Consider the following 21168-nt stretch of genomic DNA (forward strand, 5'->3'; position numbering starts at 1 on the left):
TGTGCGCGGCGCGTCGCGCGCTGGCCAATCCGATCGCGCCAATCGAACGGCGGATCGCGCCAGCCCGCCGCGGGCCGTGGCGGGTGCCGGTTTCGGCGCCACGCGCCGGCCAGGCGTTTTCGGCCGTTCGGCGCGTTTTTTGAGTCCCTGCGTTACAGCGCCTGTGAGCTAGGACACATTTGTCACCAGAAAGTTAATGCGGGTTGCTACCGGGATCCGTAGTATTCATTTCGGTTTAAGCATTCCATGCGCAATCCGCATAACGGCCCGTTCTCGAACGTGCAGCGGCCGACCTCGGCGTCGGCAGTGGAACCACCCAGCGTGTTGCGGTTCGGCGAACTTACCTAGCGGAGGAAACCAGATGGCCGTACGTGATCGCGTCACCAGCCCCGTGGCGCTTGCCTTGCCGACGCCAGGGCCCGGTCATGTCGTGCGGTCCTTCGTCGCGCCCGTGGTCGCGCGCCTGCGGGCGGGCTTCGATGGCATGCGCCGCCGCAGTCCGGCCGCGCCGCGCCATGCGCCGATGCCGCGGCCCGCGGCCTCGATGGCCGTGCCGACCGTCCCCGGCGCCGGCGCGCCGGTGCGGGCCTGTGCCTTCGTCTTCATCGCGAACCTGCCGCAGCTCATGGAGGTCTACGGCGCCGAGTTCGCGCTGCATGCCAGCATCGAGATCAAGTACCGCCTGCTGACCGGCTTCGTCAGCGTGGCCGACGCCGACCTCGCGATGCTGCGGCACGACTGCTTCCTGCTGTGGAGCAACCCGGCGTTTCCGGTCGAGGACGCGCAGGCGCGCCAGGGCGCCTCGGCGCGGCTCGAGAGTCTGCTCACCGGCCTCGGCGGCACGCCGGTGCAGCTACGCGACACGCGCGCGCTGGTGCAGCTGCACGTGGGCTGGAGCGACGCGCCCAGCCCCGGGCGCATGAGCCAGTCCGAGGTCGAGCTGCGCCTGTGGGCCGCGCAGCCCGCGCCAGACTTCCAGCTCGTGCGGGCCGAAGGCTGGCAGCAGCTCTACCGCGAGGACATGGCGGTTGCGCTGCAGGTCGGCGACGCACTGCATGCGCGCCGTCTCGCGATCGAATGGCATCCCGTGGTGGGCGCCCCGGCGCAGGCCGCCGCCTTCGCGGCGCCGCTCTATCACGAGGCGCGCTTCCACACCGAGGGCGAACCGCACGCCGCCTCGCTGCGTTCCGAACTCTTCATGCCCTGTCTGCAGCGGCTGGGCCTGGTGCGCACCTTCGACCACCTCGCGGCCGGCTGCGTGGTGCGGCAGCTGCGCCTGGGCGGCACCGTGCGCCTGGGCCTGAGCATCTCGGCGCAGAGCGCGCGGCGCGACCACTGGTGGGCCTCGCTGATGGTGCTGCTGCGGCGCGAGCCCGAGCTGGCGGCGCGCCTCGTGGTCGAGATCGCCGGCGAGCCCACGCTGCCCGATCTCGAATCGGTGCGCGACTTCTGCCTGCAGTTGCAACTCTGCGGCTGCCGCGTCGCCATCAAGCATTTCGGCGGCGACTCCGGCAACCTCGCCGCCGCCAAGGTCTGCCGGCCCGACATCATCAAGCTCGACCCGGTGTTCATCCGGCGTGCGCGCGAGGACCGCTTCGGCCGCGAGCTGCTCGAGGAGATGCTCGCGCTGTGCGGCAGCTTCGCGCCCTCGATCGTGGTCGACGGCATCGAGCGCGAGGAGGACATCCGCGTGGCGCTCGAGGCCGGCGCCGAATGGCTGCAGGGCTGCGGCGTGCCGCTGCACGATGGCGCGCCGGCGCGCGGCCCCGGAGGGCGCGCGTGAATCCCTCGCCCGACTTCCATCTGCAGCTTGCCCGCCTGGGCGCGCAGATCGACAGCCTGCAGCGCACCCTGCACGAGGTCATGCGCCACGGCGTCCTGCTGCATGGCGACGGCGCGCGCGAGAAGCTGCTGGCGCGCGACCAGTACCTGGCGCTCGAGGCCGCGATCCGCGAGCAGGAGCTGCGCGATTCGCCCGCGCTGCGTGCCGTGCGCTCGGTGTGCGCGGCTTGCGCGGCGGGCGCGCAGGCGCCGTCCGCGGCTGCGATGCCCGATCGCGCCGATGACGCCGATGGCTCGCGATCTCGTGGCGTGTCCGACTCCATCGCCTAGGGCCCGTCCGTGGCGCCGAGCGCCGCATCCGTTGGTCGGCGCGCGCTGCCGTCCACGTCGGCCGCGCACGTTCCCCTGCATGTCCCGCCCGGAGAAAGCGAATCGGATGGAGCCTGTTTCCGACCATGTATCTGCATTCCCTTTTTCGAAACGTTCCGGCGGCGGAGCGCGCGGCGCTGGTCGCGCGCAGCGAACTGCGTTCCTTCCGGCGCAACGAGACCGTGCTGCGGATGGACGAGTGGACCGACAAGGTCTATTTCGTCGCCTCGGGACTGCTGCGCGTGGTGGTCGGCGGCAACGGCGGCAGCGCGGGCGTGACCACCGACTTCGTGCGCCCGCGCGACCTGTTCCTGAGTCCGACGCTCGACGAGGCGCGCTACCAGTCGATGGCCAACCTCGTGGCCGCGCTGCCGAGTTCGGTCTACCTCATTCCGGCCTCGGCGCTGCACGACATCTGCGCCCGGCATCCGTCGGTGGCGCTCGAACTGCTCGAGCTCACCGTCAAGCGCATGACGATCATCCGCAGCCAGTTGCGCCGCATCTCCTCGCTGACCTCCGAGACCCTGGTCGCGCGCGTGCTCTATGAGTTGACCCAGCTCGCGCCGGCCGACACCGGCGGCTTCGACAAGCGCATCTCGCAGGCCGTGATCGCGTCGTACGCGGGCCTGTCGCGCGAGGTCGTCAACAAGACCATGCGCGAGATGGAGAGCCGCGGCCTGTTGTGGAAGGACGAGCACGGCATCCACGTGGTGGCCGATTTCGCGTCGACCGACCATGGCAGTTTCGAGTCGCTCGAGCCGCGCGTGCCCGGCGATGAACGCGACGAGGCTGCGCCGTTCGACGATCTCGATCTGCTCAAGGCACTGGGCGAGCGCGGATCGAGCGCGAAGTGATGCCGCGTGCTCGCGTTGTTTTCGCGCGCTGTTTGGCACGAGCTGTGAACCGCCACACAGTTGCGATGCGATCGAAGGTGCATCGACAAGGATCGATTCCTAGCATCGAGACCACGCGGCGATCCGTGCGATTCGGACCCTCGCCGCAACCACCGATTGCGCACCTTTCGAGGCTTTCATGAGTTCCATCTTTTCCGCCTGCAACTGCAGCATCCACTACCTCGGCCGGGTCCAGCGTTCGGGCTGGATGCGGTTCTTTCCCTGGATGCGGCTGTACCAATGCGCGAACTGCAGGAAGCTGCAGTTGCTGCCGCAGAAGGAGGTGGATCGGGCCAAGGTGGAATATGGAAGCCGGGGCGCGTATCGCGATCGGCTGGCGCCGCGGTCGGTCGATCCGAACAAGGGCCTGGGCATCGGGGAGCGGCCCAAGGTCGGCGGCTGAAAGGGCGTACGGCGCACTCGCGCCCCGCCCTGGCAGAAACCGCCCGACTCTGCTGGCGCACTCCTCGTCAACCGGCACGCGCCCGGGGGCGTCATCAGTTCGCCTTACAGGAGGACTACCGTGATCCAGGGTTTTCCCTAGAGAAAAACCCTGTCCAAACAACTCCTCCGACATCCAACCGACATGAAGACCTCCTTCCAACTCGCCCTCGCGGCCGCTTTTTCCGTGATGGCCGTGGCCTCCGTCCAGGCCCAGACCACGGGCGGCCGCAGCCGCGAAGCCGTCGAAGCCGAAGCCATTGTCACGGCCCATGCGCCCAACCAGAACGTGGTCCGCGGCTCGCGCGGCCCCGAAACGGTGAAGCCGATGGCCGACGCCGATGCCATGTACCAGCAGGCCGTGGCCACCGCCCACGCGGCCGACCAGAACGTGACCCGTGGCTCGCGCGGCCCCGAAACGGTGAAGCCGATGGCCGACCCGGCCAAGGTCTACAACGAAGCCGTGGCGGCCGCCGCGGCGCCCGACCAGAACGTGGTGAGCGGCTCGCGCGTGAACAGCAAGGTGATCTCGACGATGCAGAACCCGGCGCTGACCGCGGCGCAGGGCAAGTAAGCGGCAAGCGGCCCGCGGCGCTCCGGGACCTGCTCAGGCGAAGGAGGTGCGCGGCGGCGAACCCGATGCCATGCGCCTCAGCATCGCGTTCTGCCGCGCCTCCTCGGCGTCGCGCAAGCTCTTGGCGGCGCGCGCCGCCACGTAGCTCACGTACAGGGTCTCCACCGCACGGCCCCAGTCATGGGCCTGCTGCGAAACGCCCTCGGCCTGCACCGGCGAGCCCGTGAGCCCATGCGTCGACGGGTCGTCCTCGGGGCGCGCGGGCACGTCGATGCCGGCCTTGCCGAGGATGGCGGCTTTCTGAACGATGGTGAGCATGCGTGGGTCTCCCTGTGTGCCGTGCCAGATTAACGGCCTCCCCCGCGAAGCGCCATCCGTCGCTTGACGTATGCGCGCGCCGTCGCGGGGCGCCGACTGGCCATAAGCACTAGGCGTGCCATGCAGTCATAGGTCTACAGCGGCGCCGCGGCCGACGAGGACTGCCACACCAGCGTGGCAGCGGTCAGGTCCTCGAGCGCGCTGCCGACGGCCTTGAAGACCGTGCGTTCGTCGCTGTCGGGTTGCGTGCGTCCGCCACGTTCGCCACGGCACAGCGCGGCCAGCGTGCCCTGCACCGCCTCGGCGCGCAGCGTGCCGGCCGCGATCGCGTCGAGCAGGTCGCCGGCCTTCGTCAGCGCTTCGGGCGTGTCGATGAAGGTGCGCGCACCCTCGAAGCATCGTGCATCGGCCTCGCGCATGGCGGGCGTGAAGCTGCCGATCAGGTCGAGGTGCGAACCCGGCGCGAGCCATTCGCCGCGCACCAGCGGCGCGGTGGCCAGCGTGGCGCAACTGACGATGTCGGCCTGCCGCACGGCGGCCTCGAGGCCCGCGGGGCCCGGCGCGGCCACGCGCGCACCGGCCCAGCCCTGCGCGCGCCATTGCGCGGCCAGCGCCTCGGCGCCTTCGATGCGATGGTTCCACACCGTCACTTCCTCGATGGGGCGCACGCTCGCATGGGCCGCGGGCAGCATGCGCGCGATGCGGCCGGTGCCCAGCACCAGCAGCCGACGCGCATCGCCACGCGCCAGGAACGAGGCGCCGAGCGCCGAGGCGGCGGCGGTGCGGTGGGCCGTGAGCTCGTCGCCGTCCATCAGCGCCAGCGGCACGCCGGTGCGCGCGTCGTACAGCACGTAGGTGGCATGCAGGCCGGGCAGGCCGCGCGCGCCGTTGCCCGGAAAGATGTTGATGGTCTTGATGCCGAGAAAGCCGGCCTCGCTCCACGCCGGCATGATCAGCACGGTGCCCTTGTCGCCGCTCGCGTTGTCGATGGCGTGCACGTGGCGCTGCGGCACCTGGGCCTCGGCCGCGAAGGCGGCGCGCAGCGCGGGCACGAGGCGCTCGAAGCCCAGCGGGGCGCGGGTGGCGGCGGCGTCGAAGTGCTTCATCGGGCGGGCGGGGTGGGTGCGATGGGGGCGGTCGCCAGCGCGGCTTCGAAGAACCCGGCGAGCGCGCGCTGGTAGGTGGTGCCGAAGCGGGCCTCGTTCATCGGCTCGAGATGGCCGGCGTCGGGCACCTCGATCAGCCGCTTGGGCTCGCGCGCATCGGCCAGCAGGCGCCGCGAGTGGTCGACGGGGATCACGGCATCGGCCGTGCCGTGGATCAGCAGCAGCGGGATCGGCGAGAGGGCGGCCACGTACTTCGAGGCGGCGTAGCGATCGCCCACGAGCAGGCCGGCGCCCGAGACCTTGTCGTTGGCGATCGACGAGTAGGAATAAAAGGTCGACTCGATCGCCACCGCGCGCACGCCGGCGCGGTTGCCCGCGCCCACGGCCGCGATCGCGTTGGTGCCGCCGAGGCTCTGGCCGAACACCAGCAAGCGCGCGGGATCGACGTCGGCGCGCGAGCGCACGTGGTCGATGGCGCTGCCCGAGTCCTCGAACACGCCGCGGGGCTCGGGCTTGCCTTCGGAATCGCCGTAGCCGCGGTAGTCGAACACGAAGACATTGAAGTCCTGCTTCGGCAGCCAGGCGACGAAGCGCCAGTGCGAGGACATGTTCTGCGCATTGCCGTGGAAATGAATCACCGTGCCCTTGGCCTCGCGCGGATCGGCGCGCCCCATGGCCGGAATGAACCAGCCGCTAAGCGCGGTGCCGTCGGTGCTCTGGAAGCGCACCCGCTCGTAGCGCAGCCCCAGCGCATCGGGCGTTTCGTAGCGCACGCGGTCGGGGTAATAGAACATCGACTCGACGCAGCCGCCGAGCAGCAGCAGGGGCAGCGCAAGCAGCGCGCGGCCGGCCAGGCGCGCGAGACGGCGTGGAACGCTCATGGCGTGGCGGCGCGGCTTTCCGCCAGCATGTTGCAGAACAGCGCGCCCTGCTCGATCGCATCGTCGAGCGCCACGTGGGTGTGCGGCAGGCCGGGGTCGAACCAGCGCCGCGGCATCGCGCGCTTGGTGCTGTCGCGGTAGTCGGTCTTCAGCAGGGCCATGGCGAAGGACTTGACGTCGAGCGCCGAATGGCTGAACGGGCTCTCGCCCGCGAAGCGCATCAGGTACCAGTAGACGAACAGGAAGTCGAAGCCCGCCGGGTAGGCCACGAAGACCGGCCGCGCCTTCAGGCCCTTGAGCCAGGCCACGTAGTTCTTCATCGCGTGCGCGGGTTCCTGCGGGTCGCTGCGGCAGGCGGCCCAGGCTTCGGGCTGCGTCCGCCACCACGCGGCGGTCTTCGGGTCGGCCTCGGCGCCGGGCAGGGTGTGCAGGTTGGCGCTGAAGGTGGACACCAGCTTCTTGTCGGCCGTGTAGGCGGCCGAGCCGAAGCTCAGCATCGAATGCGGGCCGGGGATGGGGCCGTCGGATTCGACGTCGGTGCTGATGTAGATCTCGGTCATGGGATTCGATGCTTCGTTCATGCGCTCGTCATGGTGCCCCATTCCAGCCCGAACTTCGCGAGGTACTTGCGCAACCGATCCGCATCGTTCACCACGCTGCGCTGCGCCCGCGAGGCCTGGAACAGCTGCCGCCCCGCGTCCGACAGGCTGCGCGATTTCCGGCACACGCGCAGCACGGCCTCGAGCTGCAGCCGGTCGAACAGGTCGAGCGAGGCGGCGCGCGCCTCGCCGAGCAGCGCGTCGAGGTCGACGGCCCGCGACTCGCCTGCGGAAAGCGCCGGCTGCGCGCGCTTCCATAGCCAGCGCAATCGCGCGATCTCGGCCTCGACCAGCGCGACCGGGATGCGCCCGCCATCGGCCAGCGTGGCCAGCCGCGTGACGCTGGCCGAGAGGTCGCGGAAGTTGCCGCTCCACAGCGCCTCGGGGCTCTGCGCGAAGCGCAGGTAGGCGGCGCGCGCCTCGGCGTTGAAGCGCACCACGCGGTGGTTCTCGGCCGCATGCAGCGCCAGCAGGTGGTCGACGTTGGGCTCGATGTCCTCGGGGCGCTGGGCCAGGCCCGGCAGGTCGTAGGTCCAGAGGTTGATGCGCGCGAACAGGTCTTCGCGGAAGCGCCCCTCTGCCACGTCGCTGCGCAGGTCGCGGTTGGTGCCGGCGATGAGCTGGAAGTCGCTCTCGACCTCCTTGTCGGCCCCGACGGGGAAGAAGCGCTTCTCCTCGATCGCCTTGAGCAGCATGGCCTGCTCGTCGAGGCCCAGCTCGCCGATCTCGTCGAGAAAGAGCACGCCCTGGTGCGCCGTGCGCAGCAGGCCGGCGCGCTCGCTCGCGGCGCCGGTGAACGAACCCTTCTTGTGGCCGAACAGCGTGGAGGCGGCTCCGTCGCCGCGCAGGGTGGCGCAGTTGACCTCGACGAAGGCGCCCGTGGCCTGGTGGCGCGACTGCTTGAGCTCGAACATGCGCCGCGCGAGGAAGGACTTGCCCGCGCCCGTCGGGCCCACCAGCAGGATCGGCGCGCGCGAGCGCACCGCCACGCGCTCGATCTCGTCGATGAGCGCGTTGAAGCGCGCGTTGCGCGTGGCGATGCCGCTCTTGAGGAAGGCGACCGCGTCGCGCTGCTCGGCATCGAAGCGGCGCGCGATGACGTCGTAGCGCGAGAGGTCGAGGTCGATCAGCACGCACTTGCCGGCCTCGCCCTCGCGCTGGCGCCGCGGCGGCGAGGTCTGTGCCAGCACGCCGGGGATGGTGCGCGACTCGGACAGCAGGAACATGCAGATCTGCGCGACGTGGGTGCCGGTGGTGATGTGCGACCAGTACTGCTCGCGCTCGGTGTCGAAGGGGTAGGCGCGTGCCCAGTCGTACAGGCGCGAGTAGACCTCGCCGAAATCCCAGGGGTCGGCCAGGTCCATCGGCACCAGGTTGACCGTGGTCTCGGGCGAGACGGCCGCGATGTCGGCCTTGACGAGCTCGGCCAGCGTCTTGTGCTTGAGCGTGTAGAGCAGCTCCATGCGCGCCACCACCATGTCCTCGTGCTGCGCGAGCGAAACGGTGGGGCGCCACTTGCTCCAGCGGCCGGCGCCCTGGCCGGCGTCGAGCTGGGTGCCGAGGAAGCCGATGACGACGATGGGTTTCATGGATAAGAAACTAGCTCAATTTATAAGTTTATCTAGATGCTAGCCGGATGAGCGGCGAGATGTCAAAGAAGGGCAAGAAGTTTTTCCCAGGAATATCAATGACTTGCACGCTTCCGATCGCTCCGTGCCACGGATTGCCGCGACCTGGCACGCGGCCTGCAATGAAGAACCCGTCCGGATGCAGTTCATCCGCTCGCAGGTACCGCATGAAAGCGGTCCGGTGCCGCAGGCCAGACCTGTCTTGGGTCGGCGGTATGCCGCTGTTGAACTGCCTGGCGACTGGACTCGATCCAGTTTGCTCATGGTTGAGCACCGTGTGGATCACATGGCGTTGCGGGTTCGATTCCCGCGAAACACCCGGCGGTGCGTGCACCGCCATCTGATGGGGCGAAAGCCCCCCGCCCCGGCACACCGGAGCGATGGCGCAGGGCCCCGGCCCTGCGGCGCGCGACACCGTGCCAAGCGCAGGCGGCTTGCGCACCGTGCGTGCGTCAGGGAACTGCGCGCGGCCATCGACGGCGAGGAAGGTGAGGAGGGCGTTGCGATCGCGACGACAGGAGTCACCACCGGACCGCGCGAGCGCCGCGCTGCAGCCCCTGGCGACCGCGAGGCCCGCCGCCTGCCCTTTCGAGGGTCTGGATTCATTGCCAGGAACAAGACGACGAAACGAACGAAAAGCGAAGTAGGAGAGAAGAAATGTTGGGCTTCCACCAGATCACCATCAAGAAGAACGAGCGCGCGCTGCTGCTGCGCAACGGCGATTTCGAGCAATTGCTCGGCCCGGGAAAGCATCGCGTGTTCGCGGGCTTCGATACCGTGAAGCTCGAGCGCTTCGCGCTCGGCGAGCCGGTGTTCGAGCACGAGCTGGCCGACTACTTCCTGGCGCGCGAGCCCGAACTGGTGGCACGCGAGTTCGTGCAGGTTTCCTTGGGCGAGACCCAGGTGGGCCTGCGCCACGAGGACGGTGTGCTGGTGCAGATCCTGCCGCCCGCAACGCGCAAGCTGTACTGGCGCGGGCTGCGCGAGCAGCGCGTCGACGTGGTCGACGTGGCGGTCGATGCGCGCCTGCCGGCCGATCTGCTGTCGAAGCTGCAGAGCGTGGCGCTGCGTCCGCGTGCGGTGCAGGGCCTCGAAGGCGTGCTGCTGGTGCAGGTGCCCGAGTTCCACGTCGGCGTGCTGACGCTCGAGGGCCAGATGCAGGCGCTGCTGCCGGCGGGCAACCACGGCTTCTGGCGCTTCAACCGCCAGGTGGCGGTGAACTGCATCGACCTGCGTTCGCAGATCGCGGAAGTGAGCGGCCAGGAAATCCTGACCCGCGACAAGGTGGGGCTGCGGCTGAACCTGTCGGCGGTGTGGCGCTTCGCCGACGTGCGGCAGGCCCTGGCCCAGATGCCGAAGCCGGCCGAGCATGTCTACCGCGAATTGCAGTTTGGTCTGCGCGCCGCGGTGGGCGAACAGACGCTCGATGCGTTGCTGGAGAACAAGGCGGCCATCGACCAGACGGTGCTGGCGCAGGTGCGCGAACGGCTCGAGGGTTCGGGTGTCGTGCTCGAGAGCGTGGGCGTGAAGGACATCATCCTGCCGGGCGAGATGAAGACCATCCTCGCGCAGGTGGTGGAGGCCGAGAAATCGGCCCAGGCCAACGTGATCCGCCGCCGCGAGGAAACCGCGGCCACGCGCTCGCTGCTGAACACCGCGAAAGTGATGGAGGGCAACCCTGTCGCATTGCGGATGAAGGAACTCGAGACGCTGGAACGCGTGGCCGAGCGGATCGACAAGATCTCGGTGGTCGGCGGCCTGGACCAGGTGCTCAACGGGCTCGTGACGCTGCGGCCGAACGGGGCTTGAGCGACGGGAGATGAGGGTTAAGGGCACGCAGGCATTGAAGGGAGCGCCACTGCCAAAAATGTTGATGTTGCCGGCAGCCTGGGTAAGACCAGGTACGGCGGGCAAGTCGGTCGACGAGCAAGGTTGAGGATGCAGGTGCTGGCTCCGATGACGGGTCTGTCACTGGCGCGCGTTTCCAATCGTCGACTGGGCCGCTGGATTCAAGCACCACGGTCGCCGTATTGATGCGGGTTCGAATCCCGCCGTGTCCACCAGAATGATCGTGAAGAACAGATAGACGGAGAGAAAAATGAAAGAACAGAACTACAACCTGCACGAAGTCCCCAACGGCGTGCCCGTGAAGATGTGGACCCGCGGCGTGCCCGTGGAAGACGAGGCGCGCAAGCAGCTCGAGAACGCGGCTCGCCTGCCGATCGTGTTCAAGCACATCGCGGCCATGCCCGACGTGCACTACGGCATCGGCGCGACCGTGGGTTCGGTGATCCCGACCTTCAAGGCCATCATCCCGGCCGCGGTGGGCGTGGACATCGGCTGCGGAATGATGGCGTGCAAGACCACGCTGCATGCCAACGACCTGCCCGACAACCTGGGCCCGCTGCGCTCGGCGATCGAGAAGGCCGTGCCGCACGGCTCGAACCCCAAGCGCATGGGCCGCGACAAGGGCTCGTGGGAAACGCCGCCCGACGAAACCGACGCTGCCTGGGCCAAGCTGGTGGATGAGTTCGATGCGATCTGCGAGGACTACCCGCGCATCAAGAACACGAACAACCACAAGCACCTGGGAACGCTGGGGACCGGCAACCACTTCATCGAGGTCTGCCTCGACGAGGCGGGTTCGGTGTGGTTCATGCTGCACTCGGGTTCGCGTGGCGTGGGCAACGCGATCGGCACGCACTTCATCGAACTCGCGAAGAAGGACGCCGAGCTGCACCAGCGCAACCTGCCCGACCAGGACCTGGCGTACTTCGAGGAAGGCGCCCGGTACTTCGGCGACTACGTGCGCGCGGTGGGCTGGGCCCAGAAGTTCGCGCGTGCGAATCGCGAGGTGATGATGCAACGCGTGGTCGCGGCCGCGCGCAAGGTCATCGCGAAGCCCTTCGAGGCGCACGTGGAAGCGGTGAACTGCCACCACAACTACGTGAGCCGCGAAACGCACTTCGGCGAGGACGTGCTCGTGACCCGCAAGGGCGCGGTGAGCGCGAAGGCCGGCGAGCTCGGGATCATTCCCGGCAGCATGGGCGCCAAGAGCTACATCGTGCGCGGCAAGGGCAACCCCGAGAGTTTCATGAGCTGCAGCCACGGCGCCGGTCGAAAGATGAGCCGTACCAAGGCGAAGAAGCTGTTCACGATCGCCGACCAGATCGCCGCGACCGAGGGCGTGGAATGCCGCAAGGACGCCGACGTGATCGACGAGATCCCGATGGCCTACAAGGACATCGACGCGGTGATGGACGCGCAGAAGGACCTGGTGGAGGTGGTCTACACGCTCAAGCAGGTGGTGTGCGTGAAGGGTTAGTGCAAGGAGGTCGTCCCGATCGGCCTCCCTTTTTCAGAGAGACCGAACGAGGACGACGAGATGAAGAGCAACAAGCAACGCCGCGCCGAGATCCGCGGCCGCCGCCTCGAGCGCGCGGCGCGCATCGAGACGCAACTGCGCCTGCCCGACCAGCGGCACCTGCTGTCGCGCCGCGCGCCGGGCCTCGAGCCCGCCGACGTGGCGGTGCTGGCACGCCACAACAACACCTACGGCGCGCTGCCCACCTATTACGTCGACCGCGCCTTCACCTGCCGCGACTGCGGTGCCGAGCAGGTGTGGACGGCGAAGCAGCAGAAGTGGTGGTACGAGACGATGCACGCCAGCATCGACAGCCGCGCGGTGCGCTGCCTGCCATGCCGGCGGGCGCTGCGCGCGGCGCGGTCCGCTTCGCGCGAAGGCGAGGGCGCGAACCTGCTGGGCGAGATGTCGCAACGGCTGCGCGCGTTCGCCGGCGCACCCGCAACGCCCGCGGCGCGCGCCGAGGTCGATGCCGCGCTAGAGAGCAAGTGGTGGAGCCTGCGCACGCTGGCGGTCGAGGCACTGGGCCATTGGGGTTCGGCGGCCGATCTCGCGCGGCTGCGCGCGCTGGTCGATGCCTGGCAACCGTCGTGGAACAGCTGGGAGCGGCAGGGCGCGCAGGCGGCGGTCGAGGCGCTGGCCGCGAAGCTGCGCCATCCCGCCGACGAGGACTGGGCACTCGAAGCCTGCCTGCGCGGCCATGCGAACCCGTGGAACTGGCGTGCCTTTCTGGCTGCCATTCCATCGGCGCGCCTCGCGGCATGCGGCGAAGCGGAGTTCGCGCGGCGCGGCGAAGGGCATCATCGGCTGTTGCGATGGCTGGCGGTGGCGCATTGCCTGGGTCTCGCGCCCGGGCCGGCGCAGGTCGCGGCCTTGAACGCCCATGCGGACAAGGAGGTTCGCCAGTGGGCCCAACGATTCGGGAGAAAGCCGGAATGAGCGCATCGAAGGACGAGGTCGTGCCGATGGCATCGGAGGCGGCGGCCGCCCACGACGCGCTGCGCGCCACGCTGCAGCGCGTGGGCGTGGTGTTCGAGTTCAGCGTCTGCCGCGTGGCCGGCGAGGCACCGGTGGTGGGTGAAGCGCATCACCGCGAGGTGCTGCGGCGGCTGGGCGAGGAAACGATGGCGCGGGCCGAACGCCACTGGCGCGAGGCCATGGAAAAGAACCCGTCCCTGCAGCCGGCCAGCTTCGATGCGCAACGGGCCTTCGACGTGGCGAGCGCAAGCGCGACGCGGCTCGACGCGGCGGCGGTGGTCGCGGCCGACAGCTATCCACCGAACCATCGCATCGCGCACACGCGCGAGCTCGACGAGGTGGACTGGTTCGAGTGGCTCTGCCAGGCCTTCGGCGATCCGCCGTATCCGTTGACGGTGGCAGACGAAGCCGAGCGGGCCACGCTGTTCCCGCGCTTCTGCGAGGCCATCGGGCTGCTGCCGGACGATGGCCTGGTGCTGCTCGACTGGGTCGGCGATCCGGAGCGCGAGCCCGAACGCAGTACGTGGAGCGCGTATTTCGAGGACGGCAAGGAGTGGTGGGGCATCTGGTGCTTCACCGTGTGGAATCCGCGGCGCGGCACGCTGGCCGCGGTGATGGCGAGCACGACGGATTGAATGACGAACGACGGGGAAAGGACAACGATGAAACCGCAACGACATGAAGAAGAACGCATCCGCTCGGCCCACCCGGTCGAGCCCGCCATGCGCGCGCAGATCATGGAGGAACTCGCCGCCATCGAGGCCCGGCACGAGGTCACGGTGCTGTTCGCCTGCGAATCGGGCAGCCGCGGCTGGGGCTTCGCCTCGCCCGACAGCGACTACGACGTACGCTTCATCTACGTGAACCGCCTGCCGTGGTACCTCACGGTGACGCCGCGGCGCGACGTGATCGAGCTGCCGATCAGCGGCGAGCTCGACATCAACGGCTGGGACCTGCGCAAGGCGCTGGGGCTGATGCGCGAATCGAACCCGACGCTGCTCGAGTGGCTGCGCTCGCCGATCGTCTACCGCGAGGACGCGCAGGCGATGCCGCGCTTTCGCGCGCTGTCGGAGGCCGTGTTCTCCAACGCGCGCGGCTGGCATCACTACGCCTCGATGGCGAAGAAGAACTTCCGCGAGCACCTGCAGGCCGAGACGGTGCGCTACAAGAAGTACCTCTACGTGCTGCGCCCGCTGCTGGCCGCGCGCTGGATCCGCATGCGGCCCGGCGTGCCGCCGATGCGCTTCGCCGACCTCGCGCAGCACACGCTCGATCCGGTGCGCGACGCCGCGCTGATCGACGAGATCAACGCGCTGCTCGAGGTGAAGATGCGCGCGGGCGAGGCCGCGACCAGCCCGCGCTGGCCGGGCATCCATGCCTTCATCGAGGCGGAGCTGGCCGCGCATGCGGCCGAGCCTGTGACGGCGCTGCCGCCGGCCGATGCGTCGGGGCTCGATGCCTTTCTCAGCGAGACGGTGCTGCGCTTCGGGGCTAGCGATGCGAAGAGCGCGGTGCGCCACGAGTCGCAGGGTTGCGGCTGAGGACGTAGCAAGGACAACGGGGAACAGGGGCGTGCGATGACCGCGCCCATGACAAGAAGAACAGCCATGAAAGAAGAAATCCAACGAGAACAGGCGCCTGCGGCGCCGTTGCAGACCGTCGTGCTCGACGGCTCCCAAGGCGAGGGTGGCGGCCAGATCCTGCGCACCAGCCTCGCGCTGTCGATGGTCACGGGCCAGCCCATGGCCATCGAGAAGATTCGCGCCGGCCGTGCCAAGCCGGGCCTGATGCGCCAGCACCTCGCGTGCGTGAACGCGGCCGCCGCCATCAGCGGCGCGGCCGTCGAGGGCGCCGAACTCGGTTCGCAGTCGCTGTGCTTCACGCCGGGCCCGGTGCGCGCGGGCGAGTACCGCTTCGCGATCTCGGGCGCTGGCAGCTGCATGCTGGTGCTGCAGACCGTGCTGCCGCCGCTGCTGCTGGCGGGTGCTGCGAGCCGGCTGCACCTGAGCGGCGGTACGCACAACCCGATGGCGCCGCCGTTCCATTTCCTCGAGCGCGCCTTCGCGCCGCTGGTGCGCCGGCTCGGCGCCGACCTGCGACTGCAGCTGCGCCGCCATGGCTTCTATCCGGCCGGCGGCGGCGAGGTCGAGGCCGACATCGTGCCGGCGGCCGGCGCGCTGCAGCCCTTCGACCTGCTCTCGCGCGGCGAGGCGCTGGAGCGCCATGCCGAGTGCCTGGCGCCGGGCATCGCGCGCCATGTGATGACGCGCGAACTCGAGACCCTGGGCGCGGCGATGGGCTGGACCGGCGAGCAGCTGCGCTACGGCGCCACGCGGCAGAACGAGGGCCCGGGCAATGCGCTGATCGCGACGCTCGCGCATGCCGAGGTGACCGAGGTGTTCACGGCCTTCGGCGAGAAGACGCTGAGCGCCGAGCAGGTGGCGCATGCGCTGGTGAAGGAACTGCGCGGCTTCCTCAGGAGCGAGGCGGCGGTCGGACCGCACCTGGCCGACCAGCTCGCGCTGCTGCTGGCGCTGGCCACCTGGCAGGGCGGCCGCGGCGCGGCGTTCACCTGCAGCGAGGTGACCGAGCACACGCGCACCAACTGCGCGGTGATCGAGCGCTTCCTGCCGGTGCGCTTCGCGATCGCACAGGCGCGCGCGGCCTCGACGGTGCGCGTCGAGCCGGCCTGAGCCAACCCCTCAGGCCAGCGGCGTCGCGTTCGCGTACAGCCGCAGCAGCATCGCGCGCAGGGTCTTGACTTCGGCCGGGCTGAAGTCGGAGATCGCGACCGCCTCGTAGTGCTGCGCGAGCGGGATCAGCTCGAGCGTGAGCGCGAGCCCGCGCTCGGTCAGCGCGATGCGCACCGCGCGCTTGTCGGTGTCGCACTTCTCCCGCATCACCAGCTCGTTGGCCGCCAGCCGGTCGACGATGCGCGACAGCGCCGACAGGTCGGTCGAGGCGTGCGTCGCCAGCTCCGAGAGCGTCTGGCGCGGCGTGTGCTGCAGCGAGGCGCACACGCGCCACTCGCTGAGGCTCAGCCCATAGGGCTTGAGGGCCTTGGCGAAGGCATTGCCCATGCGCGCGCCGGCGCGTGCCAGCAGGAAGGGAATGGCCTTCTCGAGGTCGTGTTCTTGGCTCAGGGTTTTCATCTAGACATGCTTGATTGTTCAAGTATATAGTCCGCCCACTTATTTGAATAATCAAGTAAATGGAGACAAGAAAATGAGCCTCGGACACTCGCGCAGGCACGCCGTCGCGGCCCTGCTGGCCCTTGCCTCGGCGCTGCCGGCGGCGCAGGCGCAGACGGCCACGAAATGGCCGGCCCAGGCCGTGCGCTTCATCGTGCCGTTCCCGGCCGGCTCGGCGCCCGACGTGCTGATCCGCCTCGTGGGCGCGAAGCTCGGCGAGAAGTGGGGCCAGGGCGTGATCGTCGACAACAGGCCCGGCGGCAGCGGCGTGATCGGCATGAACAGCATCCTCGCCGCGCCCGCCGACGGCTACAGCTTCGGCTTCGTGCAGGGCTCGGCGATCTCGGTGGCGCCGAGCACGATCAAGGGCGTGAGCTACGACTTCAACCGCGACTTCGTGCCGGTCACGCTCGCGGCGGTCGCGCCTTTCATGCTCGCGGTGCCCGGCAACTCGCCGCACAAGACGCTGGCCGACTTCATCGCGGCCGCACGCGCCAAACCGCAGGGCGTCGAGGTGGCCGACAACGGCCGCGGCACGGCGCCGCACCTGGCCTCGGCGCTGCTCGGGCTGCAGTCGGGCGCGCAGTTCCTCGAGGTGCACTACCCGGGCGGCGCGCAGGCGATGCAGGCCACGCTCGGCGGCCAGACCCAGATGATGGTCGAGACCTACAACGTGGTCGCGGGCAACGTGCAGGGCGGCCGCATGCGCATCCTGGCCAGCATGGGTGACCGCGTGGAGCCCGGCCTCGAGGCCTTCCCGCTCGCGAGCAAGACGGTGCCCGGCGCGGTGGCGCACGGCTGGTTCGCGGTGATCGCGAAGAAGGGCGTCGACGCGCAGGTGCTCGCGAAGCTCAACAAGGACATGAACGAGGCGCTGCTGCTGCCCGAGGTGGTCGCCAAGTCGCGCGAGCTCGGCACCTATCCGCGCCCCGGCACGCCTGAACAACTGGCGCGCTACATCGCCGAGGACCGCAAGACCTGGCAGGACGTGCTCGACAAGCTGAACATCAAACCGGAGTGAACACCCCATGAAAGACAAGATTGCGCTCGAAGAGCATTTCGCGATCGACCTGACGATCGCCGACTCGCAGGTCTACGCACGGCCCGAGGTGTGGCAGACGCTGAAGGGAAACCTGCTCGACTTCGAGCAGCAGCGCCTCGAGCAGATGGACCAGTGGGGCACGGCCTTCTCGATCCTCTCGCTGAACTCGCCCGCGGTGCAGGGCATTCCCGACGCGAAGCGCGCGGTGGAAGTCGCGAAGCGCGCCAACGACGTGCTGGCCGAGCAGGTGCGCCGCCATCCCGCGCGCTTCGGCGGCTTCGCGGCGCTGCCGCTGCAGGACCCCGAGGCCGCGGCGCGCGAACTCGAGCGCTGCGTGAAGGAACTGGGCTTCCACGGCTTCCTGGTCAACGGCTTCTCGCAGGTGGGCGACGAGCAGACGGTCGTCTACTACGACGACCCGCGCTTCGCCGATTTCTGGCGCGCCGCCGCGGCGCTGGGCAAGCCCTTCTACATGCACCCGCGCGACCCGCTGCTGCCGCGCGAGCCGATCTACGAAGGCGCGCACTGGCTCACCGGCCCGACCTGGGCCTTCGCGGTCGAGACCGGCATCCATGCGCTGCGCCTGCTGTCGAGCGGCCTGTTCGACCGCCATCCCGAGCTGCAGATGATCCTCGGCCACTTCGGCGAGGGCATCCCGTTCAACATCTGGCGCGTCGACCACATCCTGCGCAAGGGCCGCCGCGGCATGCCCTGCGACAGGGAGATCGGCGACTACCTGCGCAGCAACGTGCACATCACGACCAGCGGCAACTTCCGCACGCCCACGCTGCTGTCGACCCTGCTCGAGGTGGGATCGGACCGCATCATGTATTCGGTCGACTATCCGTTCGAGAAGCACGAGGACGCGGCACGCTGGTTCGACCGCTGCGAGATCAGCGAGAACGACCGCCGCAAGATCGGCCGTGACAACGCGCGCCGGCTGTTCGGGCTGAACTGAGATGGGCGCTGCGAAAGACACACGGCCGGTGCTGGTGGCCGGCGGCGGCATCGGCGGGCTGGCGGCGGCGCTCGCGCTGGTGCGCGAGGGTTACCGCGTCAAGGTGATCGAGCAGGCCGGCCGGATCGGCGAGATCGGTGCCGGCATCCAGCTGAGCCCGAACGCCTTCGCGGCCTGCGATGCCCTCGGGGTGGGCGCGCAGCTGCGCGCCAAGGCGGTCTACACCGACGAGATGGTGATGTTCGACGCGCTCGATGCGCGGCGCGTGGCGGGCATCTCGCTGGCCGACGCTTTCCGCGAGCGCTTCGGCAATCCCTATGCGGTGATCCACCGCGCCGATATCCATGGCGCGCTGCTCGACGGCGTCCAATCGGCGCGCGACGGGCAAATCGAGTTCCTGACCTCGACCAAAGGCGTGAAGATCGAACAGGACGCGGAGGGCGTGACCTTGATCGACGCGCAGGGCGGGCGGCACGAAGGCCAGGCGCTGATCGGCTGCGACGGCGTGCGCTCGGTGGTGCGCCAGCAGTACGTGGGCGACGGCATCCGGGTGTCGGGCCACGTGGTGTTCCGCGCGGTGGTCGACACGGCCGAGTTCCCCGAGGCGCTGCGCTTCACCGCGCCGTGCATCTGGGTCGGCCCCAACTGCCACCTGGTGCACTACCCGCTCAAGGGCGGCGACAAGTTCAACCTGGCCGCCACCTTCCACAGCGACCGGCCCGAGGAATGGGGCTCGATGGATGGCGACCCGGCCGAGCTGCTGCGCTTCTTCGCCGGCACCTGCGAGCGGGTGCAGCAGATCCTGCGCGTGCCCCAGGCCTGGAAGCGCTACTCGACCGCCGACCGCAACCCGATCGAGCAATGGACCTTCGGCCGCGCCACCCTGCTGGGCGATGCCGCGCACCCCATGGTGCAGTACCTCGCGCAGGGCGCCTGCACGGCCTGCGAGGACGCGGTCACGCTCGGCCTCGCGCTGCGCCGCGAACAGGGCGACTGGCCGCGCGCGCTCGCGCTGTACGAGCGGTCGCGCGTGGCGCGCACCGCGCGCGTGGTGCTGTCGGCGCGCGAGATGGGGCGCATCTATCACGCCAGGGGCGTGGAGCGGCAGGTGCGCAACAGCATGTGGAAGGACCGGCCGCAGGAGCGCTTCTACGACGCGCTCGAATGGCTCTACGGCTGGAGCGCCGAGCACTGCCTGGATCTCGACGAGGCGCTCGCGTGAGAGCCATCGCCGAATCCGCGGGCACGGGCGGTGCCGCCGAAGTGCGCGCGCCGATCGACATCCCCGCGCTGATCGACAGCCATCCGGTCAGCCGCTTCCAGCGCTGGATCCTGGTGCTGGTGGGCTGCGCGGTGGTGATGGACGGCTTCGACGTGCAGGCGATGGGCTTCGTGGCGCCCGCGATCGTGCACGAATGGGGCATCGAGAAGGCCGCGCTGGGCCCGGTGTTCGGCGCCGGCCTGCTGGGCATGCTGGTCGGCTCGCTGGTGCTGAGCATCTGCGCCGACCGCTTCGGCCGCCGGCCGGTGCTGATCGCGGCCACTGTGTTCTTCGCGCTGTGCATGCTTGCCACCACGGGGGTCAACACGCTGGGCCAGTTGCTCGCGATGCGCTTCGTCACCGGCATCGGGCTGGGCGGCATCATGGCCAACGCCAGCGCGCTGGCCAGCGAGTACAGCCCGCACCGGCGGCGCGTGACGCTGATGATGTGGGTCTCCTGCGGCTTCACCGGCGGCGCGGTGCTCGGCGGCGCGATCAGCGCGCTGCTGCTGCCGCTGGGCGGCTGGCGCGCGGTGTTCGTGTTCGGCGGCGTGGTGCCGCTGGTGATCGCGGCGCTGATGCTGCGCTACATGCCCGAGTCGATGCAGTTCCTGGTGCTGCGCGGGCGCCGGCTCGACCGGGTGCAGCAGTGGCTGCGCCACATCGCGCCCGGCGTGCCGGTGGATGCCGCCAGCCGCTACGTGGTGCACGAGGCGAAGCAGGACGGCGCGCCGGTGGCCGAGCTGTTCCGCGGCGGCCGCGCGCGCGCCACGCTGCTGTTGTGGGGCATCAACTTCCTCAACCTGCTGAACCTGTTCTTCCTCGCCAACTGGCTGCCCACGCTGGCGGTCGACGCGGGTTACAGCGCGAACGTGGCGGTGGCCGCCGGCACGCTGCTGCAGGTGGGCGGCGTGGTGGGCACGGTGGCGATGGGGCCGCTGATCGACCGCGTGGGCTTCTACCGCGTGCTGGTGCCGGTGTTCGCGCTCGCGGTGCTGACCATCGCGCTGATCGGCCAGCCCGCGCTGCCGCTCGCGGCCATGCTGGCGGCGGTGGTGGTCAGCGGCTTCTGCATCGTCGGCGCGCAGCCGGCGCTGATCGCGCTGGCCTCGAGCGTCTACCCGACCACGGTGCGCGCCACCGGCATGGGCTGGAGCCTCGGCATCGGCCGCGCGGGCTCGATCGCGGGACCGCTGGTGGCGGGCTGGCTGATCGGGCTGCACTGGTCGAACGGCGCGCTGTTCGTGGCGGCGGCGCTGCCCGCGCTGCTGTCGTGCGCGATGGTGTTCTGCATGGGGCGGACTGGATTCACGAACAGCGCCACGGTGCGCGAAGGAGAGAGAGCATGACGAATGGAACGGCGACGAGGCCGATGGATGGCGGCGCGGCGGTGCTGGCGGCCCGCGTGCTGATGGCCGCGATCTTCCTGATCGCGGGCGTGCGCAAGCTCATGACCTATGGCGCCACGCTCGGCTATTTCGCCAAGCTTGGCATCCCGCTGCCCGACGTGGTGCTGCCGCTGACCATCGCGCTCGAGATCGGCGGCGGCCTGCTGCTGGTCGCGGGCTGGCGCGTGAAGTGGGTGGCGGGTGCGCTCGCGCTCTTCACCCTCGCCACCGCCTTCGCGGCCCATGCCTTCTGGTCGGCCGACGCGGCGCAGTTCAATGCGCAGCTCAACAACTTCCTCAAGAACGTCGCGATGGCGGGCGGCTTCCTGCTGCTGATCGTGCAGGCCCGCGCCAGGGACACTGTGCGCTGAGCGGAAAACTGCTTTCCGTTGGCG

General features: G+C 69.6%; 22 protein-coding genes. 16 read left to right on the forward strand and 6 right to left on the reverse strand.

Features of this window, described 5'->3' with window-relative positions; all coding sequences use genetic code 11:
* Window positions 1–361 precede the first annotated feature (361 nt).
* From ACODT0_RS19460 to ACODT0_RS19480, 5 genes are all read left to right on the forward strand, one after another.
* On the forward strand, window positions 362–1783 hold the full coding sequence (locus ACODT0_RS19460; RefSeq protein WP_296741574.1) for an EAL domain-containing protein: 1422 nt from the start codon (window positions 362–364) through the stop codon (window positions 1781–1783).
* On the forward strand, window positions 1780–2112 hold the full coding sequence (locus ACODT0_RS19465) for a hypothetical protein (RefSeq protein WP_057596902.1): 333 nt from the start codon (window positions 1780–1782) through the stop codon (window positions 2110–2112). Before ACODT0_RS19460 ends, ACODT0_RS19465 begins: the two co-directional genes overlap by 4 nt.
* Before the next feature lie 125 nt (window positions 2113–2237).
* The gene (locus ACODT0_RS19470; RefSeq protein ID WP_057596903.1) at window positions 2238–3005 is read left to right on the forward strand and encodes a Crp/Fnr family transcriptional regulator; all 768 of its coding nucleotides are present in this window, start codon (window positions 2238–2240) and stop codon (window positions 3003–3005) included.
* 178 nt (window positions 3006–3183) lie between these two features.
* Entirely contained in the window at window positions 3184–3447 is a 264-nt protein-coding gene (locus ACODT0_RS19475; protein WP_261213419.1) for a hypothetical protein, read from the forward strand.
* A gap of 183 nt (window positions 3448–3630) precedes the next feature.
* Complete coding sequence (locus ACODT0_RS19480; RefSeq protein WP_489042061.1) at window positions 3631–4059, forward strand: hypothetical protein; 429 nt, start codon at window positions 3631–3633, stop codon at window positions 4057–4059.
* Window positions 4060–4092: 33 nt separating this feature from the next.
* Here ACODT0_RS19480 and ACODT0_RS19485 read toward each other — a convergent pair whose 3' ends face one another.
* The 5 genes from ACODT0_RS19485 to rtcR all read right to left on the reverse strand — a co-directional run bounded on the left by ACODT0_RS19485 (window position 4093) and on the right by rtcR (window position 8552).
* Window positions 4093–4377: a hypothetical protein gene (locus ACODT0_RS19485; RefSeq protein WP_489042062.1), complete on the reverse strand. Its 285-nt coding sequence runs from the start codon at window positions 4375–4377 to the stop codon at window positions 4093–4095.
* A 134-nt stretch (window positions 4378–4511) separates the two neighbouring features.
* Window positions 4512–5483, reverse strand: coding sequence for a bifunctional Delta(1)-pyrroline-2-carboxylate/Delta(1)-piperideine-2-carboxylate reductase (gene lhpI, locus ACODT0_RS19490; protein ID WP_261213421.1), 972 nt, complete (start codon window positions 5481–5483; stop codon window positions 4512–4514).
* Window positions 5480–6364 (reverse strand): alpha/beta hydrolase, encoded by an 885-nt coding sequence (locus ACODT0_RS19495; protein ID WP_489042064.1) that lies wholly within the window; start codon window positions 6362–6364, stop codon window positions 5480–5482. The genes lhpI and ACODT0_RS19495 overlap by 4 nt, the downstream gene beginning before the upstream one ends.
* On the reverse strand, window positions 6361–6924 hold the full coding sequence (locus ACODT0_RS19500; protein WP_413762371.1) for a 3'-5' exonuclease family protein: 564 nt from the start codon (window positions 6922–6924) through the stop codon (window positions 6361–6363). Before ACODT0_RS19500 ends, ACODT0_RS19495 begins: the two co-directional genes overlap by 4 nt.
* Window positions 6925–6941: 17 nt before the next feature.
* A complete protein-coding gene (rtcR, locus tag ACODT0_RS19505) occupies window positions 6942–8552 on the reverse strand; it encodes an RNA repair transcriptional activator RtcR (protein WP_057596594.1) in 1611 nt (536 codons plus the stop codon).
* 696 nt (window positions 8553–9248) lie between these two features.
* Here rtcR and ACODT0_RS19510 point away from each other — a divergent pair.
* The 6 genes from ACODT0_RS19510 (at window position 9249) to rtcA (ending at window position 15626) form a co-directional block, all read left to right on the forward strand.
* Window positions 9249–10400, forward strand: a complete 1152-nt coding sequence (locus tag ACODT0_RS19510) for a slipin family protein (protein WP_057596595.1) — start codon at window positions 9249–9251, stop codon at window positions 10398–10400.
* 289 nt (window positions 10401–10689) lie between these two features.
* The gene (locus ACODT0_RS19515; protein ID WP_057596596.1) at window positions 10690–11916 is read left to right on the forward strand and encodes an RtcB family protein; all 1227 of its coding nucleotides are present in this window, start codon (window positions 10690–10692) and stop codon (window positions 11914–11916) included.
* Window positions 11917–11976: 60 nt separating this feature from the next.
* Window positions 11977–12894, forward strand: a complete 918-nt coding sequence (locus tag ACODT0_RS19520) for a zinc-ribbon domain containing protein (RefSeq protein WP_489042065.1) — start codon at window positions 11977–11979, stop codon at window positions 12892–12894.
* Window positions 12891–13568 (forward strand): hypothetical protein, encoded by a 678-nt coding sequence (locus tag ACODT0_RS19525; RefSeq protein ID WP_489042066.1) that lies wholly within the window; start codon window positions 12891–12893, stop codon window positions 13566–13568. Before ACODT0_RS19520 ends, ACODT0_RS19525 begins: the two co-directional genes overlap by 4 nt.
* Before the next feature lie 27 nt (window positions 13569–13595).
* Window positions 13596–14474, forward strand: a complete 879-nt coding sequence (locus ACODT0_RS19530) for a nucleotidyltransferase domain-containing protein (RefSeq protein ID WP_489042068.1) — start codon at window positions 13596–13598, stop codon at window positions 14472–14474.
* 66 nt (window positions 14475–14540) lie between these two features.
* Window positions 14541–15626 (forward strand): RNA 3'-terminal phosphate cyclase, encoded by a 1086-nt coding sequence (rtcA, locus tag ACODT0_RS19535; protein ID WP_489042070.1) that lies wholly within the window; start codon window positions 14541–14543, stop codon window positions 15624–15626.
* 9 nt (window positions 15627–15635) lie between these two features.
* Here rtcA and ACODT0_RS19540 read toward each other — a convergent pair whose 3' ends face one another.
* On the reverse strand, window positions 15636–16085 hold the full coding sequence (locus ACODT0_RS19540) for a MarR family winged helix-turn-helix transcriptional regulator (protein WP_057596600.1): 450 nt from the start codon (window positions 16083–16085) through the stop codon (window positions 15636–15638).
* 73 nt (window positions 16086–16158) lie between these two features.
* On the opposite strand from ACODT0_RS19540, the gene ACODT0_RS19545 reads away from it, so the two are divergent.
* Genes ACODT0_RS19545 through ACODT0_RS19565 form a run of 5 tightly spaced genes read left to right on the forward strand, consistent with a single transcriptional unit; the run spans window position 16159 to window position 21144 of the window.
* Window positions 16159–17145, forward strand: coding sequence for a Bug family tripartite tricarboxylate transporter substrate binding protein (locus ACODT0_RS19545; RefSeq protein WP_489042072.1), 987 nt, complete (start codon window positions 16159–16161; stop codon window positions 17143–17145).
* A 7-nt stretch (window positions 17146–17152) separates the two neighbouring features.
* The gene (locus ACODT0_RS19550; protein ID WP_208508077.1) at window positions 17153–18124 is read left to right on the forward strand and encodes an amidohydrolase family protein; all 972 of its coding nucleotides are present in this window, start codon (window positions 17153–17155) and stop codon (window positions 18122–18124) included.
* A gap of 1 nt (window position 18125) precedes the next feature.
* Window positions 18126–19346: a 3-hydroxybenzoate 6-monooxygenase gene (locus tag ACODT0_RS19555; protein ID WP_489042073.1), complete on the forward strand. Its 1221-nt coding sequence runs from the start codon at window positions 18126–18128 to the stop codon at window positions 19344–19346.
* Window positions 19343–20734, forward strand: coding sequence for an MFS transporter (locus ACODT0_RS19560; RefSeq protein ID WP_489042074.1), 1392 nt, complete (start codon window positions 19343–19345; stop codon window positions 20732–20734). Before ACODT0_RS19555 ends, ACODT0_RS19560 begins: the two co-directional genes overlap by 4 nt.
* Window positions 20731–21144, forward strand: a complete 414-nt coding sequence (locus tag ACODT0_RS19565; RefSeq protein ID WP_489042076.1) for a DoxX family protein — start codon at window positions 20731–20733, stop codon at window positions 21142–21144. Before ACODT0_RS19560 ends, ACODT0_RS19565 begins: the two co-directional genes overlap by 4 nt.
* Window positions 21145–21168 lie beyond the last annotated feature (24 nt).

This window comes from Variovorax sp. FG153 (genome assembly GCF_057809595.1).